Origin of the sequence: Priestia sp. TSO9, from assembly GCF_021029645.1 — a bacterium.
Lineage (GTDB): Bacteria > Bacillota > Bacilli > Bacillales > Bacillaceae_H > Priestia > Priestia megaterium_E.
On the sequence record NZ_JAJEKD010000015.1, the window covers coordinates 1,600,299 to 1,617,941 of the forward strand.

Consider the following 17,643-nt stretch of genomic DNA (forward strand, 5'->3'; position numbering starts at 1 on the left):
CTTTCTTAATGCATAATTCGGCGAACTGAATAAATGTCTCGAAGCTGCTTAATGCGCTCAACCACTTTATGAAGGTGACTGATGTTATGAATAGAAATTGACATATGAATCGTAGCCATTTTGTTTCGGTCCGATTTTCCTGAAACGGCTGAAATATTCGTTTTAGTCTCGTTTACAACCTGCAGAACTTCATTTAGTAAGCCTCTGCGGTCGTATCCTGAAATTTCAATTTCCACGTTAAACTCTTTGCCTTCTTTAATATGTGTTTCCCACTCTACAGGAATAAGACGGCTTTCAGCATCATCTGTGTGAACGTTTAAACAATCTGCTCTATGAACAGATACTCCCCGTCCCTTTGTAATAAAACCAACAATCTCATCTCCAGGAACTGGATTACAGCATTTAGACAAGCGAATCAGCATGTTCTCTACACCGGGTACGATAACCCCGGAATCTTTTCGCTTATGCTGGCGAACACGCTTGGCCGCAGTGTCGCGTGCAATATCATCAATTTGGATCTCTTGTTCTTGATCGCGCTGCTTTCTCCACTTCTCGGTTAAACGATTAGCTACTTGAGCCGCAGTTAATCCGTTATATCCAATAGCTGCATACATATCATCTTCGTTTGAGAAATTAAACTTCTCCGCTACTCGTTTGATATTATCAGCTGTTAATACTTCTTTTAAGTCAAACTCCATTTGACGAATTTCTTTTTCAACCAGCTCTTTGCCTTTTTCAATATTTTCATCGCGGCTTTGCTTTTTAAAGAATTGGCGAATTTTATTTTTGGCTTGAGACGTTTGAGCAAGCTTTAACCAGTCCTTGCTTGGACCATACGAATGCTTAGACGTCAAAATTTCGATAATGTCCCCCGTTTTCAAACGGTAATCAAGCGTAACCATCTTGCCGTTGACTTTTGCTCCAATGGTTTTATTTCCGATTTCAGAATGAATACGATAGGAAAAATCAATTGGAACAGAACCCGAAGGAAGCTCAATGACGTCGCCTTTTGGCGTAAAAATGTAAACCATGTCAGAAAACAAATCAACTTTTAGAGATTCCATAAACTCTTCTGCATCGTTTGCATCATTTTGAAATTCTAAAATTTCTCTAAACCACGTCAACTTTTCTTCAAATGAAGCATGCTCAGCTGTTTTTCCCTCTTTGTAAGCCCAGTGAGCAGCAATTCCATACTCAGCAATTTGGTGCATGTCAAACGTTCGAATTTGAACTTCTAACGGATCACCTTTTGGTCCGATAACCGTCGTATGAAGAGACTGGTACATATTTTGTTTTGGCATTGCAATATAATCTTTGAACCGTCCTGGCATTGGCTTCCAGCACGTGTGAATAATTCCTAACACAGCATAGCAGTCTTTAATGCTATTTACAATAATGCGCACAGCTAGTAAATCGTAAATTTCATTAAACTGCTTGTTTTGCAGTGCCATTTTACGATAGATGGAATAAATATGTTTTGGACGTCCTGAAATTTCGACTTTAATCGACACTTCATCTACTTGCTCTCGAACTTCATCGATAACTTCAGCCAAATACTGCTCGCGTTCCGCACGCTTTTTCTTCATCAAATTTACAATGCGATAATATTGCTGAGGATTTAAGTAACGTAAAGCTGTATCTTCAAGCTCCCACTTAATTTTTGAAATACCAAGACGATGAGCAAGAGGAGCAAAAATTTCAAGCGTTTCATTTGAAATGCGTCGCTGTTTTTCCTGCGGTAAATGCTTTAGCGTACGCATGTTATGAAGACGATCCGCAAGTTTGATCAGTATGACTCGAATATCTTGAGCCATTGCTACAAACATCTTGCGGTGATTTTCAGCCTGCTGCTCTTCTTTAGACTTATATTTAATTTTTCCCAGTTTCGTTACGCCGTCTACTAACATTGCTACTTCTTCATTAAAAGCTTTTTCTAAATCTTTTAGTGTTATCTCTGTATCTTCAACCACATCATGTAGAAATCCAGCTGCAATTGTTGCTGGATCCATATCTAGATCAACTAAAATTCCTGCGACTTGAATCGGGTGGATAATATATGGTTCACCCGACTTGCGATATTGTTCTTTGTGAGCTTCTTTTGCAAAATCATATGCTTTTTGTACAAAAGCCACGTCTTCTTCATTTAAATATCGCTTCGTATTGTCAATGACCTGTTCCGCTGTTAGGACTTGCTCATTTGCCATGAAATCACCTTTTATCAACTAGCATTTTTAATTCATATTGTAACTATTATCTTGAAAAAATCCAAGGATGTAAAGCCTTTGCGTTTAATTTATCAAATTTACATCATTTCCATTTTACGTATTAACGTTTTTTAACGAAAAAAGAGCACCTGTATCAGGTACTCTTTTTTATGTGATCGTTCTTCTTAATACGTCATTAATGTGAATACATCATAACCGTCTAGTTTGTCACGGCCGTCAAGGTAAGAAAGTTCAATTAAGAACGCAGCTCCAACAACAATTCCGCCTAATTCTTCGACAAGCTTAATTGTCGCTTCAATTGTACCGCCTGTTGCTAATAAATCATCTGTAATCAACACGCGCTGACCTGGCTTAATTGCATCTTTGTGAATCGTTAATACGTCTTTACCGTATTCTAAACCGTAATCTACTTTGATTACTTCACGCGGTAATTTTCCTTCTTTACGAACAGGTGCAAAACCGATACCTAACGCATATGCTACTGGACAACCAACGATAAATCCGCGAGCTTCTGGCCCTACGATAATATCAACTTGTTTATCATTGGCATATTTTACAATCTCATCCGTTGCGGCACGGTATGCATCACCATTGTCCATTAATGTTGAGATATCTTTAAATGTAATACCTGGTTTTGGCCAGTCAGGTACAATTGTAATATAATCTTTAAAATTCATTCTAATGTTGCCTCCTCATTCAATCGAACGCTTAAAAATATCTTGAAATTGATTTTTAAGCTGTACATATGACGTATAAATAAAGTTTTTTTCTATTTCAATCTGCTGCTGCTTTTGGCGATAAGTCGCAGATTCTATTAAATCACGTTTCGCAGAATTTTTCACTAACGAAATTAAGCCATTGTTTATTGTAACAAATTCTAACTCAAAAAACACCTTTGCCATAAAATCAATCGTTTCTTTTGACCAGCCCTTATGAATCGCTAAATCTTCTTTGTAGCGTTTTAAATCAAATGGACCCTTTTTCGCTAAAAAGCCGTAAAACCATTTAAAATGATCGCGAGTTGGAATTGTATCAAAATAATGGTCTTCTTCCGTTAAGAAAATAGCGTATATTCTAGAAGGGATACCTTGGACAAACAAACATTCAAGCCATTTCTGTGAAGGAGGCAAATCTAATAAAACGATCTGTTCCCCTGCAAACATACATGCTTTTGCCTGTTCTTCATCTTGAATAAGAACAACATGCTCCATCGGCAGCAGCGACTTGTATTTATCAATTGTTGAAGCGTGAAAAGCAACAACTTTCATTTGATCCGTAAATACCTGCTCAAAGAAACGTTTGACATCAACTGCACTGCGATAATCAAACATCTGCCATTCATCTACAGAAATATCTTCCACCATCAGCTGCGGCTTGCGCATATTATTCCACTCATTAATAGATAGTTCACCTACTAATGATACTTTAGCTATAGGAGATACTTCATCTAATATATAGCCTAACCCAAATCCTACTGCATCAACCGATACACCGCTGTCTTCAAATACGAGTTTTAAATGATTTTTATTAGCACCAATTTTCCGCATAGATGTTGTATGAACATCTTTAATGAGAACTTTTGGCTTCGGGTTATGCATACCAAATGGAGCAAGCGCACTCATTTGTTCAATGTTTTCCAGCGTAATTTCCTCTGTTCTGCATACTGTATCAACTGATGTAATTGGAATAAAATCCTGTTCGGTCAACACGTTGCTTGCTTGTTCATTAAGACGTCTGCGCAGCTCTTCTACATCATCGCTGTTTAATGTCATGCCGGCTGCCATTGGATGCCCTCCAAAATGCGGCAAAATGTCACGGCACTTAGATAAGTTCGCGAATAAGTCAAAACCTTCGATACTTCTTGCTGAACCTTTGGCAATACGGTTTTCAGAGTCAATACTTAGTACAATTGTTGGTCTATAGAATTTTTCTACGAGCCTAGAAGCGACAATTCCAACAACGCCTGCATTCCATCCTTCTCCCTCTACAATAAGAACGCTGTTTTCATCCGGAGGATACATACTCTCAACAAATTCAACGGCTTCTTCTGTAATATCGTTTACGATTTGCTGCCTTTCCTTGTTTAACGCATCAATTTCTTTAGCTAAACCTTTTGCCTCTTCAGCATTTGTCGTCATAAGTAAATGAACAGCTGGATCAGCATCTTGAAGACGTCCTACTGCATTAATGCGAGGAGCCATCGCAAATCCAATTGTATCCTCATTAATTTCTTCACGTTTTACTCCGCATACGCTCAGCAGCGCTTCAATTCCCGTGCGCTTCGTGAGCTTGAGATAATCAAGACCTTTGCGAGCAATTAAGCGGTTTTCGTCCACTAAAGGAACTAAGTCAGCAATCGTCCCAATTACTGCTAGTTCTAACAGATGTTCCGGAAGCTCCCCTAACAGCGCATGAGCGAGTTTAAAAGCCACTCCTACACCTGCCAGTTCTTTAAATGGATATGTACTTCCCGGCAGCTTTGGATGAATAATTGCATAAGCATCCGGTAAAACCGGCCCCGGCTCGTGGTGATCAGTAATAATTAAATCAAAGTTTAATTCACGTGCATACGCAGTTTCTTCGACTGCCGAAATACCTGTGTCTACCGTAATCACCAGCTGATAGCCGCCTGCGCTTATTTTATCAAATGCCGCCTTATTCGGCCCATAACCTTCTGTAAAGCGATTAGGAATATAAAAATCAACATCAGCGCCAAGCTGCTGTAAAGCAGATAACATAACAGAAGTGCTGCTGACGCCGTCAGCATCGTAATCTCCATAGATCATAATTTTTTCATTATAATCAATTGCTTGCTGAATACGAGCTACTGCTTTGTCCATATCGTGCAACAAAAACGGATCGTGGAACGTTTGTGCATCAACGTTTAAAAACTCACGCGCCGCTTCTACTGTTGTCATGCCTCTATTAAGTAATAACGAAGCTACTAGAGGTGTAATATTGAGGTTTTCTACAAATTCATTAACAAGTTGTTCATCACATTCTTGAACATTCCAACGTTTTTTTGACTGTAACATGTCTCTTCACCCCTTAACCCACATTATTATACTAGAGTGGATGAAATGGAGCAACGAAAGAAAATAAGCACATTTTTCTGACAGTACGTCTTGAATTTTGACGCACAAAAAAACGTGCGAATACTTCGCACGTTTTTGAATTACTTGCTTTCTACTTCTTTTTGTTCCTCACGCTTCAACTGTTTTCCTTTCCACACAAGCCATAGCTGAGCAGCAATAAACACAGATGAATATGCACCAAGCATTAAACCTACTAACAGAGCAATTGAGAAGTTTTGAATCGATTCACTTCCGAATAGAAGAAGTGCTACAACTGCAATTACAACTGTTAACACGGTGTTCATTGAGCGAGTAAACGTTTCACGCAAACTTAGATTTACGATAAACGCCAAATCATCAAACGTTTTGGATTTAAATTTCTGCATATTTTCACGAATGCGGTCAAACGTAACGATCGTATCGTTAATTGAATAACCAACAATCGTCAAGACAGCAGCAATAAACGTTAAATCAACCTCTAACTTCGTTAAGCTGAAGACCGTAACGATAAAGAACGCATCATGCAACAGAGCAAGTACGGCTGCAAGCGCCATGTAAAATTCAAATCGAATCGTTACATAAATGATAATTCCGATTGAAGCAATTACAATCGCCATCATTGCATTTTTCGCCAGTTCTTTTCCAACTGTCGGTGAAACGGTGCTTACATTTGGTTCAGAACCGTATTTATCTTTAAAGTGATCTTTTAAATTGGCAATTTCTTTTTTATTCAAGACCCCGACTACACGTACGACACCCGTATCATTACTTTTCCCTGTAATAACTACGTCATCCGTTTCGATATCGAGAGACTTCATTTCGCGCTGTATCTCAGCCTGCGTAACGGTATGATTCGCCGGAATCTCTATGCGAGTTCCGCTTGTAAAGTCAATACCGAGGTTCAGCCTGAACACGGCAACCGAGATAATACCGATAATGACGAGCACGCTTGAGAACGTGAAGAACGCTTTACGGTATTTAACAAAGTCAATTTTATCCCACGCTGTAGGTAAAACGGTTGTGCCGTCGTCTTTGCTTAAATCGTGAATTTGCTCTTTCTTCACGCCAAAGTAGCCTGGTTTTTTATCAAACCAGCGGCTGTTTACTAAAAGACTCATTAGTAAACGAGTACCATAAACAGCAGTTACAAAGCTTAGCACAATCCCGATCATTAACGTTGTAGCAAATCCTTTTACTGAACTTTGACCATAAAAGAACAATACAAGAGCCGCTAGCATCGTTGTAATATTGGCATCAAAAATGGTGGCAAGAGAGCGACGATTTCCTGCCCGGTATGCCGATATAACAGATCTTCCTGTTTTCAGCTCATCTTTAATCCGCTCGTAAGTAATAATATTTGCATCTACTGCCATACCTACGCCGAGAATAAGAGCCGCGATACCTGGAAGCGTCATAACCACATGCATCAAGTCAAATACAACTAAGTTCAAGTAGATATAAAAACTGAGTGTAATAATGGCAATAAGCCCCGGTAAACGATAGAAAAACAGCATGTAAAGGAAGATAATTCCGATGCCGATAATACCCGCTAATATAGTCGTGTGAAGAGCTTCTTCTCCAAACTGTGCTCCAACGGATGTAGAGTATAGCTCATCCAATTTAACCGGCAGCGACCCGGCATTTAGCAATTCCGCCAGCTGCGTTGCACTTTTCACTGTGAAGTTTCCACCTGAAATCTCAACATCTGGCTGTGTTAACACGCTGCTAACAGAGGCTGCAGATAGGTACTTCGGATTTTGTTTTGTCGCTTCTTTTTGGTACGAATCTTTTCCTTCTTCATAATCCAGCCAAATGACAATTAAATTGTTAGGTGCTGGTTTTTGAGAAAGCTCTCGCGTGATCTTTTCAAATTTTTTCGCATTTTTTAACTTTAGTGAGACGCTAGGCTGATTGCTTTGGTCAAACGATTGCTTTGCTCCGCCTTGCGCTAAGTCTGTACCATCCATCAGCACCTTATCGTTCACGTCACGGAACGTTAAGTTTGCTTGAGTTGATAACAGATCCCTGGCTTGCTTTTGATTCGTGACACCAGCTAGCTGAACGCGGATACGGTCGTTTCCTTCAATTTGAATGCTGGGCTCACTAACTCCCAGTACATCGACACGTTGACGCAGCGCTTCAACCGTGCTGTTAAGTGCCTTTTTGTCAATGACATCGCCTTTTTTAGCTGGACTGACTTTATATAAAATTTCAAATCCACCTTGAAGGTCGAGGCCAAGTTTAATATCTTTTGTAATTCCAGTCATCGTTGTTCCGATTGTACTAAACACAAGCAGTACTAAGAGGAAAAAGGCAACGATACGTCCTCTTTTAACCATCGACAGAAAATCCTCCTTCTTATGTAAAAAACATGAAATGATAACAATAGATAAATGACCAATCTAATTATCATTCATAACCTAATGTCTGTCAAATAAAGACCTTATCAAATTTTACTACATGTATTTTACAAGCTCTACTTTAATAATTCTTTCCAGTCTTCTCCATTATTAACACTTGAGAACATATCAGATTTATAAGATTCAATTGTTACATAGCTCATTACCTGCGTGATCTTAACAGATAAAATATCATTTACCACTTGATGGAGAGATAGCTCCTTTTCTTTTTTCCATTTTTTCATTTCTAAATAACTCAATAAATCGTTCTCCGTTACTTCTTCATATCCAAGCATATGAAATTCTTCCATTTTGCTCGATAAGACAGGCTGTATAAGTTCTTTCGAAGCTGAAATAAATGGATGTGTCATATCGATCCTCCTTTCCGTTTGACATTTTGCGTAAAATTTCTTTCTCGTATGAGGAATACTTGTCATGCTTGGACACCGGGGGCGCATATATTCACTGTATAAACCTCAAGAAAGCAGTGAGTATATGTCTAAATTTTTACAGGGAACTATTATTTTAATAATTGCTGGCTTAATTACACGTGTACTCGGGTTTGTCAATCGAATTGTGGTGGCTCGAATGATTGGAGACGAAGGTGTGGGACTTTATATGATGGCGGTCCCCACGCTGGTATTAGTAATCACCTTAACACAGCTTGGGCTACCGGTTGCCATATCCAAGTTAGTGGCAGAAGCAGAAGCTTTAGGTGACAGGCATAAAATAAAAAAAATACTTGTCGTCTCTTTAAGTATTACGTGTACGCTGAGCGTTTTATTTACGCTCGGACTAATATTATTCGCTCCCGTTGTAGCAAAAACCTTCTTTACAGATTCACGTACGATCTATCCGCTGCTTGCGATTATTCCAGTTATTCCAATCATCGCCGTCTCGTCTGTCATCCGCGGATATTTTCAAGGAAAGCAGCAAATGAAGCCTGCCGCTTATTCTCAAATTATCGAACAAGTGGTGCGGATTACGTTAATTGCCGTATGTACAAAAGCATTTTTGCCTTATGGAATTGAGTACGCTGCGGCTGGTGCTATGCTCTCTTCCGTATTTGGAGAACTAGCTTCACTGTTTTATATGGTGTTTATGTTCAAGCGAAAGAAGAAAATAACGGTAAGACGAAAATTTTTTGCTTCTTTACATGCGGGCAAAGATACGTTCCTTGACTTAATGCGAATCGCTCTTCCCACGACAGGAAGCCGCATGATTGGGTCAATTTCTTGGTTTTTAGAGCCGATTGTAGTAGCTCAAAGTTTAGCAATCGCAGGAGTAGCGACAGCGGTAGCAACGAAGCAGTACGGAGAATTAACAGGCTTTGCACTCCCGCTCCTGATGTTGCCTTCTTTTGTAACGGTGTCTCTATCCACTTCTTTGGTTCCCGCAATCAGTGAATCTCTTGCACAGAATCAAATGAAACAAATCGAATACCGGCTTCATCAAGCTCTCCGCTTGTCGTTTGTAACAGGCGGACTGGCCGTTGTTGTTCTTTATGTATTTGCTAATCCGGTAATGGAATTGATGTATGGTTCTGACAAAGCTGCTATTTTTGTCAAAGTCATGGCGCCTTTCTTTATCTTTTATTACTTTCAAGGGCCGCTTCAAGCTGTTCTGCAGGCGCTAGACCTTGCAAAAGCCGCCATGATTAACAGTTTTATAGGAGCAGCGGTCAAAACATCTCTTATCTTCTTACTCGCAACTCAGCCAAATCTAGGCATTATGGGAGCTGGTCTTGCAATTGTTGTGGGAATGATGCTTGTCACTCTTTTACATCTGTCTACGGTTATGAAAAAAATCACGTATAAGCTTCATGTGTTTGAGTACCTTCGCAGCTTTGCTGTAATGGGCATATCAGGCTTTATTGGACACTTCGCTTATATGAACCTTTTCACTTCCATCCCTTTGAGCTTACGAACCGTTTTATCGATTGCACTTACAAGCATTGTATACGTACTGTTTTTGCTGCTTTTTAGACTGATAACAAAGGAAGAATTAAACCGTTTTTCTGTTTTACGCTATTTTAAACGAAAATAAAACGCGGAGCAATCCGCGTTTTATTGTTTCACATCTACCAAATCTATAAAAAATTTCCCGTTGTCGTAGCTGCAATATGAAATCTTATCTAAGTTTGAATACCCTCGCTTTTCCAGCTCTGCCCTTAACCATTCCGTTGTTTTATGTTCATGCAGCAGATGCTCTTCTTGAATAACGCCGTCAATGATAAAAGGCAAATTCAAATTGCCTTTTTCACCTGATTGCTGATCTTTTTCAAACACGGATAGCCTTCCTGAAGATTCTAAAATAGCAAATTCAACATCAGCTACATTTTTTATATTTTTATCACGCAGCTGCACGAGCAAGTCATTGAAGTTATATCGCTGCCTTTTCATTTCATGTTCATTTATTTTTCCATTCTCAATAATAATGCTAGGTTTGCCATCAATAAAATTTCGCATTCGATTGCTTTTAAGAGACCATATAGCTAAGCCAATTTGAATAATAAGAAGCGTTAGCATTGGAAGAATTGAATACAGTAAAGGATCTTTTGGGTTTTCAATCGCCATTACTGCCATTTCAGCAATCATAATAAAGACCACTAAATCCAATATGCTTAGCTCACCTATCTCCCTTTTTCCCATAACGCGAAAAATAATCAAAACGACTACATATAAAAGAACGGTTCGCGCAACCATGATGAACAACTCCACTGCAAAGACCTCCTTTATGTATTCCCTTGTAGTTTGTACCATTTATTTTAAAATAGCCTTACTTTTATGCGTCTATTTTGAAGGTCTCTCGAATATGCTCGTACTAAGGGTTCACCTATCTTTTTATTTCATGAGGGGGAAACAAGTTGGGTGCAAAACGAATGAGCAACGCTGTATTTGCAGGAGTAGCAACAATCTTAGTGATGGCTTTAGCGATTAGCATTATCTTTTCTCTTATTTTAAAATTCACATCGCTTGAAGAACAATCCGTACGTTTATTTTTACTTATTCTCTCATTTATTACACTGTTTATCGGAGGATTTATCGCGGGAGGTCGAAACGGTTCAAAGGGACTTCTCGTTGGAGGAGCCACTGGTGTTTCTTATTCTTTTTTAATGTTTTTACTACAATTCCTCGGCTATAGTCACCTGTTTTCTGCACAGCAGCTCTTATTTCACGCTGGATTTATTGGAGTCGCTATTCTAGGGGGAATTGTTGGCGTAAACATTGCCGGTTCACGAGAAGCATAAAAAAAACGTCACGTACATATACGTGACGTTTTCTTTATTAATCTACGCTTCTTACTTCACGAATAGCATTGCGGTCAAACGTTAATTTTGAACCGTCAGTGCTGCGAACCACAACTTGTGACTCATCAATTGCGTCTACCAAACCGTGCATACCGCCAATTGTAACAACCTTATCACCTTTTTTAAGTGCTGATTGCATTTGCTGTACGTTTTTTTGACGTTTTTGCTGTGGACGGATTAACAAGAAATAGAAAATGACAAACATTAAAAGTAATGGCCAAATATTTTGTAAAACTCCCATGAAAACTCCTCCTTTTATTTATATTATCAACAGGTACTCATTCATAAATTTGATGAAAATTCCTGTAGTGACCTAGAAATTCTTTGCGTCCGGGCCGTTAAACCCATATTTTTCAAAGAACTCATCGCGGAAATCGCCAAGTCGGTCTTCGCGAATGGCTTCACGGACTTGCTCCATTAAGTTTAGCAGAAAATATAAGTTATGGTAAGATGTTAAACGAATTCCAAACGTTTCATTACAACGAATTAAGTGGCGAATATACGCTCTTGAATAATTTTGACACGTGTAGCAGTCACAGTTTGGATCAATCGGACCGAAGTCTTCTGCATATTTTGCATTTTTAACAACAAGACGACCTTCGCTTGTCATAAGCGTTCCGTTACGTGCAATACGCGTTGGTAATACGCAATCAAACATATCAATCCCGCGAATCGCTCCATCAATTAACGAGTCAGGTGATCCCACTCCCATTAAATAACGTGGTTTGTCGGTTGGTAAATACGGCGTCGTAAACTCAAGCACACGATTCATTACATCTTTTGGTTCTCCAACTGACAGCCCTCCCACAGCATAACCTGGGAAGTCCATTGAAACTAAATCTGCTGCACTTTGACGGCGTAAATCTTCAAACTCTCCGCCTTGAACAATCCCAAAAAGACCTTGGTCTTGAGGGCGGCTGTGAGCCTCAAGGCATCGCTCTGCCCAGCGGCTTGTGCGTTCAACTGAACGTTTTAAGTAGTCATATTCTGCTGGATAAGGTGGGCATTCATCAAATGCCATCATAATATCAGACCCAAGCGCATTTTGAATGTCCATCGCTTTTTCTGGAGATAAGAAAAGCTTGTCTCCATTCAAATGGTTGCGGAAATGAACGCCTTCTTCTTCGATACGGCGCAAATCACTTAAGCTAAAAACTTGGAAGCCGCCTGAATCCGTTAAGATGGGACGATCCCAGTTCATAAATTTATGAAGGCCACCCGCTTTTTTAACAATTTCATGACCTGGACGAAGCCATAAATGATACGTATTACTTAAAATAATGCCTGCCCCCATTGCTTTTAAATCTTCCGGAGACATTGTTTTTACTGTAGCTAATGTGCCTACTGGCATGAAAATAGGCGTTTCAAATGAGCCGTGAGGCGTATGGACAATCCCTAAACGCGCTCCTGTTTGTTTACAAGTTTTTATATGTTCGTAACGAATTGCTGTCATTGATGTATTCCTTTCATGTTAAATTACAAAATTAGCATCGCGTCGCCGAAGCTGAAAAAACGATACTTCTCTGCTACAGCTTGTTCATAGGCAGAAATAACGTTTTCTCTTCCTGCTAAGGCACTTACAAGCATAATGAGCGTAGATTTTGGAAGATGGAAATTTGTAATCATTCCATCAATTGCTTTAAATTCATACCCTGGGAAGATAAAAATATTGGTCCAGCCTGAAGAAGCAACAAATTTGCCGTTATGCTCAGTTGCAATCGTTTCAAGGGTACGGGTAGAAGTTGTGCCTACTGAAATAATACGACCGCCTTTTTCACGTACGCTGTTTAGTAAAGCAGCGGTTCCTTCACTCACTTGATAAAACTCTGAGTGCATATCGTGCTCTTCTAAGTCGTCAACACTGACTGGACGGAATGTACCCAATCCAACATGAAGCGTTAAAAATGCAATATGCACACCTTTTTCTTTTAACTGTTCAAGCATCTCTTCTGTAAAGTGAAGACCTGCTGTTGGCGCTGCTGCAGAACCTTGTTCGCGAGCAAAAACCGTTTGGTAGCGCTCTTGATCATCCAAGCGCTCTTTAATATAAGGCGGCAGCGGCATTTCTCCCAGTTGTTCTAGAACCTCATAAAAGATGCCTTCATAGTTGAATTCTAACAAACGTCCGCCTTGGTCGCTCGTTTCTTTACATACAGCTGTCAGACGTCCGTCACCAAACGAAATAACCGTGCCTTCTTTTACTCGTTTAGCCGGTTTTACAAGCGTCTCCCACGTATCGCCTTGCGTTTGTTTTAAAAGCAATACTTCAATATTAGCACCTGTATCTTCTTTTGTCCCAAATAATCGTGCAGGAAGAACACGCGTGTCGTTTAACACTAAACAATCTCCTTCTTGCACATAATCAAGAAGGTCGTGAAACATATGATGCTTCACATTTCCTGTTTCTTTGTTTAATACCATGAGTCTTGACGCATCTCGCTGCTCAAGCGGCGTTTGGGCAATCAATTCTTCTGGTAAATGAAAATCAAATAAATCTACTTTCAAAATGTTCACCTGTTTCTACTTAATTATTTAAATTTGCCAATTACATAAAAAATAAGTGATAACACAACGCTTACTAGAATACATGTCACAATCGGGAAATAAAAGGTTGTATTTCCTTTTTTGATAAAAATATCGCCAGGAAGCTTGCCAACGAACTGCCATAACAGCCCAATGACGACTAAAATGCCCCCTAATGTGATAAGCATCTTAGGCATATCATTCACTGATCAGGCACCTCCAGCTGAAAATGATCATAGACCAAAGGCGTCACAATTCGTCCTCGAGGCGTTCGCTGCAAAAAGCCGATTTGCAATAGATACGGCTCGTATACGTCTTCAATTGTGTGAGACTCTTCACCAATAGTAGCCGATATGGTGTCTAACCCTACAGGGCCGCCCCTAAATTTTTCGATAATCCCTCTTAATAATTTATGGTCAATATGATCAAGACCTAAACGGTCCACCTGCAACATTTCTAATGCTTCGTTGGCAAGCCTTTCGGTTATGGCTCCGTCTCCTTTGACCTGAGCAAAATCTCTGACTCTTCGAAGCAAGCGATTTGCAATACGCGGAGTTCCCCTAGCACGCCTAGCCATCTCAAACGTAGCTTTCTCATCAATCTCTACATCTAAAATAGCGGCTGTTCTTTCTACTATCGAAGCAAGATCTTCTTCTTGGTAATATTCTAAACGGCTTAAAACGCCGAAGCGATCACGCAAAGGAGAAGATAAAAGCCCTGCTCTTGTCGTTGCACCTACTAGCGTAAACGGAGGCAAATCCAGACGGACGGAACGTGCACTCGGTCCTTTTCCAATAACAATATCCAAACAGAAATCTTCCATTGCTGGGTATAGTACTTCTTCAACTGAACGATTTAATCGATGAATTTCATCAATAAAAAGCACATCTCCAGGCTCTAAGCTGGTTAAAACTGCGGCTAAGTCGCCTGGACGCTCAATGGCTGGCCCTGAGGTCGTTCGGATTTGCACGCCCATTTCATTAGCGATAATAGTAGCAAGAGTTGTTTTCCCCAATCCTGGAGGACCATATAAAAGCACGTGATCTAACGTTTCGCTTCGCATTTTGGCAGCTTTAATAAAAATATCCAGATGGGATTTTACTTTATGCTGACCAATATACTGCTGTAAGGTTTGCGGCCGCAAACTTTGCTCGATGATTTCTTCTTCACCAAGAACATCTCCCGTTACAATACGATCGTCCATTTTACTCCTCCCTTACTTATTGTTTCAATAATCGTTTTAACGCTTCTTTAATATACTGATCCGTTGTCATCGTTTCCTTCATTAAAGCCGGAACAATTTTTTTGATTTCTCTTTCTGCATAACCTAATACTTTAAGTGCTTCAATCGCTTCATCGAGTGCTTCTGAACTTTGAGACTTGACTTCTTGTGCGTCCAAATCTGCAAATAAAGAAGGAATGGCATCTGGTACAATATCATGCAGCTTTCCTTTTAAATCTAGAATCATCTGTCGAGCTGTTTTTTTACCTACTCCTGGAAACTTAACTAAAAACTTCTCGTCTTCCTCTTCCACAGCTTGGACAACCTGTGCTGGATTACCTGACGCTAAAATAGCTAAACCGCCTTTTGGGCCGATTCCTGACACACTAATTAACTTCATAAATAAATCCTTTTGTTCTCGGGAAGCAAACCCGTAAAGTGCAATTAAGTCTTCTCTTACATATTGATAGGTGTAAACCGTCTTTGGTTGTTCATCAATTGAAAATACATATGGATTCGGCGTAAAGACTTGATAGCCTATCCCGTTGTTTTCGATTACTACATACTCAGGATTTATATATGTAACAGTGCCTTTGATATAATCAAACAATAAGCTCTCTCCTTAATCACGTACGCGCGGGCAGTGACCTTCAACTTTGCCTACGAAGAATCCTGCCCGCATCGTTCTCTATTTTCCTTTAAAGCTGCTTTTTTAAAAGACGTCCAAGAGAACGTTTGCCTCTTTTCATCTTTCTCAACCTATTTTTACAATAGCTGTAAAAAATAGAACCGCACACTTTTATTGATGAATGACCTTTTAAAATATATACAATACTAGACTGCTGAATACCATTTTAACATATCGCCAAAAGCAAATAGAAGCAATTTAGAATGTTGAATTCAATAATTATTTTACCATACTAAAAAACGGCTGCTTGATTGAAAGCGGCCGCTGCTGAAGCTGATAGATTTTATAGAAATTAATGAGGGAAAGATATTCATCTTTTGATTGAACACGAATACCTTTCTTTAATTGTTCATGCTGATAGCTCTCAAGCCTTTTGATGTCAATTTGAAAAAACGATTGTATAATGTGCTGCGACGAAGCTGGTTTGCCTTCAAATGCTGAGAGAATACCGTTAACAGAAAGCCCTACATAACCGTTTTCTTTTAAAATAGGTGAAATATCGTCTATGCTTGTTCTAAAAACTAGCTCTTGATCCGTTTCTTTAAGCAGTCGCCAATTTTTATATTTTTTCATTAATTGTTTTTTCGTCATAGAAGGGCTTTTGATCATTTCTTGACTTACGACTCCATCCACATACACGCGCTCAAGAAATAATGTCATCGGCTCCTTTTCATTCGCATCTGCACGGTATGGCATTATACAAAGCACAACACTTACTAGCATTAAAAAAGCTGCTTGATGAATGACTTTCTTCACTCACCTTCACCTCACACGTTAATCATACTCTTTTTAGTATTATCTAAAAAGGTTTTGTGAAAATCTACACTAATAGTTTGACCTACTTATTTTCTTTTATCCTCTTATTTTATGAAGCAAGTCCCTTTTGCGATATTATGGTAAGAAAACATGGGGTATTTGTTATATTTGCACACTATTTGTAAAATTTTCTCTTAAACGTTTTAATTAAATTTTCGCAGGGTATGTACATAGTGGAAGTAATTGTAAGGACTTCTATATCTATTTTCATAAAAAAGGGAGCTGAAGTAATGAGAATGAATAAACGTGTAGTCGGAACTTTTTTTTCAGAGAAAGAAGCTTTAGATGTTATCCATAATTTAAAGCGTCAAGGTTATCGAGAAACAGACATTATGGTTATTTCTAACAGTAAAAGTAATACATTTCAAATAGGTCACGATACAAATGTAATTATTGAAGCTGGTTCACCTGCCGTAAGTTCATTAGCTGGCGTCATGATGGATAACTTTTTTACCATGATGACAGGCGGCATGGGGCTCAAACAAGGAAACGGCTTGAAGTCAAAATTAATCCGCATGGGCGTACCAGACTTCTCAGCCGTGCAGTGCGAGACAGATGTAGCCGCTGGTAAAATTCTAATCTTGATAGATGCCGTAAGCTCTGAACAAACTCCAGCGTACGGAACCTATACGGAACACAACGAGCATAGAGCCGTCCAACTACGTGAAGAAAAATTAGATGTCTTAAAAGAACGCGTCCAAGTCGGTGAAGTAAAACTCCACAAAAAAGTAATAGAGGAAGAAAGAACTGTACACGTTCCTGTTACGAGAGAAGAGTTTTATATTGAACGCCGCCCTGTAGTTGACGGAGACTATAACGCTGGGCCACTTACAGAAGATGAAATTATTCGTATTCCAATCATGGAAGAACGCGTAGAAATAACCAAAAGACCAGTTATTGTTGAAGAAGTAATTATAGGAAAAAAACTTATTCAAGAAACAAAAGAATGGACTGAAACGATTAAGAAAGAAGAAGCAAGCGTAGAACCTGATGGAATCGCGAGCCCTGAAGTATACGAAAATATGATGAACTATACAGACCATACTTACGCTCAAGTTTCTGCAGCTCTAGCAAGCGACGTGGAAGCTGAATACGATAATAGTCAGACAACTAACAACGAGAAGCCAAACACACAAGCTAATGAGACAAGCTCTTCTGCAAAAAATGTAAAAAATACAAAGAGTGTCGCTACGGCACCAGCAGATACGAAAAAAAGAGAAGGTCGCCTCAAACAAAATGAAACTAATGCTCAAAAGGAAGAAGCAGAATCCAAAACAACAAGCAAATCTTCTTCTAACAAGAAAAATTAATAGTTACATGTTCGGGGAATAGCTGCCTGGCTTCAATGGCAGCTTTTTTATATGTCTTCTCATCAAAAAAACAGCC

16 protein-coding genes are annotated in these 17,643 nt (G+C 39.3%); 3 read left to right on the plus strand and 13 right to left on the minus strand.

The annotated features are described in order from the left end of the window. Window positions 1–5: 5 nt before the first annotated feature. The 5 genes from LJC66_RS23510 to LJC66_RS23530 all read right to left on the minus strand — a co-directional run bounded on the left by LJC66_RS23510 (window position 6) and on the right by LJC66_RS23530 (window position 8,069). Complete coding sequence (locus LJC66_RS23510; protein WP_013059308.1) at window positions 6–2,204, minus strand: RelA/SpoT family protein; 2,199 nt, start codon at window positions 2,202–2,204, stop codon at window positions 6–8. 185 nt (window positions 2,205–2,389) lie between these two features. Further along, window positions 2,390–2,902: an adenine phosphoribosyltransferase gene (locus tag LJC66_RS23515; RefSeq protein WP_013059309.1), complete on the minus strand. Its 513-nt coding sequence runs from the start codon at window positions 2,900–2,902 to the stop codon at window positions 2,390–2,392. Window positions 2,903–2,917: 15 nt separating this feature from the next. After that, window positions 2,918–5,260 carry a single-stranded-DNA-specific exonuclease RecJ gene (gene recJ, locus LJC66_RS23520; protein ID WP_230933637.1) on the minus strand — a complete coding sequence of 781 codons (2,343 nt, stop codon included), beginning with the start codon at window positions 5,258–5,260 and terminating at the stop codon, window positions 2,918–2,920. 140 nt (window positions 5,261–5,400) lie between these two features. Continuing rightward, the gene (secDF, locus tag LJC66_RS23525) at window positions 5,401–7,638 is read right to left on the minus strand and encodes a protein translocase subunit SecDF (protein ID WP_230933638.1); all 2,238 of its coding nucleotides are present in this window, start codon (window positions 7,636–7,638) and stop codon (window positions 5,401–5,403) included. A 137-nt stretch (window positions 7,639–7,775) separates the two neighbouring features. Further along, complete coding sequence (locus tag LJC66_RS23530) at window positions 7,776–8,069, minus strand: post-transcriptional regulator (protein ID WP_025750585.1); 294 nt, start codon at window positions 8,067–8,069, stop codon at window positions 7,776–7,778. Between the two features lie 64 nt (window positions 8,070–8,133). Between LJC66_RS23530 and spoVB the strand changes: the two genes are divergently transcribed. After that, window positions 8,134–9,744, plus strand: coding sequence for a stage V sporulation protein B (gene spoVB, locus LJC66_RS23535; protein WP_230933639.1), 1,611 nt, complete (start codon window positions 8,134–8,136; stop codon window positions 9,742–9,744). 20 nt (window positions 9,745–9,764) lie between these two features. Here spoVB and LJC66_RS23540 read toward each other — a convergent pair whose 3' ends face one another. Further along, entirely contained in the window at window positions 9,765–10,418 is a 654-nt protein-coding gene (locus LJC66_RS23540) for a DUF421 domain-containing protein (protein WP_407818572.1), read from the minus strand. A gap of 146 nt (window positions 10,419–10,564) precedes the next feature. On the opposite strand from LJC66_RS23540, the gene LJC66_RS23545 reads away from it, so the two are divergent. Beyond that, a complete protein-coding gene (locus tag LJC66_RS23545; protein WP_013085105.1) occupies window positions 10,565–10,948 on the plus strand; it encodes a TIGR04086 family membrane protein in 384 nt (127 codons plus the stop codon). 37 nt (window positions 10,949–10,985) lie between these two features. On the opposite strand, the gene yajC is transcribed toward LJC66_RS23545, so the two are convergent. The 7 genes from yajC to LJC66_RS23580 all read right to left on the minus strand — a co-directional run bounded on the left by yajC (window position 10,986) and on the right by LJC66_RS23580 (window position 16,197). After that, complete coding sequence (gene yajC / locus LJC66_RS23550; RefSeq protein ID WP_013059316.1) at window positions 10,986–11,249, minus strand: preprotein translocase subunit YajC; 264 nt, start codon at window positions 11,247–11,249, stop codon at window positions 10,986–10,988. Between the two features lie 72 nt (window positions 11,250–11,321). After that, complete coding sequence (gene tgt, locus LJC66_RS23555) at window positions 11,322–12,461, minus strand: tRNA guanosine(34) transglycosylase Tgt (protein WP_013059317.1); 1,140 nt, start codon at window positions 12,459–12,461, stop codon at window positions 11,322–11,324. Between the two features lie 23 nt (window positions 12,462–12,484). After that, window positions 12,485–13,513 (minus strand): tRNA preQ1(34) S-adenosylmethionine ribosyltransferase-isomerase QueA, encoded by a 1,029-nt coding sequence (gene queA, locus LJC66_RS23560; protein ID WP_025750588.1) that lies wholly within the window; start codon window positions 13,511–13,513, stop codon window positions 12,485–12,487. Between the two features lie 23 nt (window positions 13,514–13,536). Further along, window positions 13,537–13,737 (minus strand): DUF2905 domain-containing protein, encoded by a 201-nt coding sequence (locus LJC66_RS23565; protein ID WP_013059319.1) that lies wholly within the window; start codon window positions 13,735–13,737, stop codon window positions 13,537–13,539. Beyond that, entirely contained in the window at window positions 13,734–14,735 is a 1,002-nt protein-coding gene (gene ruvB / locus LJC66_RS23570; protein WP_013059320.1) for a Holliday junction branch migration DNA helicase RuvB, read from the minus strand. The genes LJC66_RS23565 and ruvB overlap by 4 nt, the downstream gene beginning before the upstream one ends. 16 nt (window positions 14,736–14,751) lie before the next feature. After that, window positions 14,752–15,363, minus strand: coding sequence for a Holliday junction branch migration protein RuvA (gene ruvA, locus LJC66_RS23575; protein WP_230933640.1), 612 nt, complete (start codon window positions 15,361–15,363; stop codon window positions 14,752–14,754). Window positions 15,364–15,660: 297 nt separating this feature from the next. Next, on the minus strand, window positions 15,661–16,197 hold the full coding sequence (locus LJC66_RS23580; protein ID WP_050688554.1) for a BofC C-terminal domain-containing protein: 537 nt from the start codon (window positions 16,195–16,197) through the stop codon (window positions 15,661–15,663). Between the two features lie 290 nt (window positions 16,198–16,487). Here LJC66_RS23580 and LJC66_RS23585 point away from each other — a divergent pair, with 290 nt between their 5' ends. After that, window positions 16,488–17,567, plus strand: coding sequence for a YsnF/AvaK domain-containing protein (locus LJC66_RS23585; protein ID WP_230933641.1), 1,080 nt, complete (start codon window positions 16,488–16,490; stop codon window positions 17,565–17,567). The last annotated feature ends 76 nt before the right edge of the window (window positions 17,568–17,643 follow it).

Bases quoted from the DNA above. Each gene is read 5' to 3' on its own strand.
- spoVB (WP_230933639.1), top strand. From the start codon at position 8,134: ATGCTTGGACACCGGGGGCGCATATATTCACTGTATAAACCTCAAGAA.
- LJC66_RS23530 (WP_025750585.1), bottom strand. From the start codon at position 8,069: ATGACACATCCATTTATTTCAGCTTCGAAAGAACTTATACAGCCTGTC.
- secDF (WP_230933638.1), bottom strand. From the start codon at position 7,638: ATGGTTAAAAGAGGACGTATCGTTGCCTTTTTCCTCTTAGTACTGCTT.
- LJC66_RS23585 (WP_230933641.1), top strand. From the start codon at position 16,488: ATGAGAATGAATAAACGTGTAGTCGGAACTTTTTTTTCAGAGAAAGAA.
- recJ (WP_230933637.1), bottom strand. From the start codon at position 5,260: ATGTTACAGTCAAAAAAACGTTGGAATGTTCAAGAATGTGATGAACAA.
- LJC66_RS23515 (WP_013059309.1), bottom strand. From the start codon at position 2,902: ATGAATTTTAAAGATTATATTACAATTGTACCTGACTGGCCAAAACCA.
- LJC66_RS23510 (WP_013059308.1), bottom strand. From the start codon at position 2,204: ATGGCAAATGAGCAAGTCCTAACAGCGGAACAGGTCATTGACAATACG.
- ruvB (WP_013059320.1), bottom strand. From the start codon at position 14,735: ATGGACGATCGTATTGTAACGGGAGATGTTCTTGGTGAAGAAGAAATC.
- yajC (WP_013059316.1), bottom strand. From the start codon at position 11,249: ATGGGAGTTTTACAAAATATTTGGCCATTACTTTTAATGTTTGTCATT.
- tgt (WP_013059317.1), bottom strand. From the start codon at position 12,461: ATGACAGCAATTCGTTACGAACATATAAAAACTTGTAAACAAACAGGA.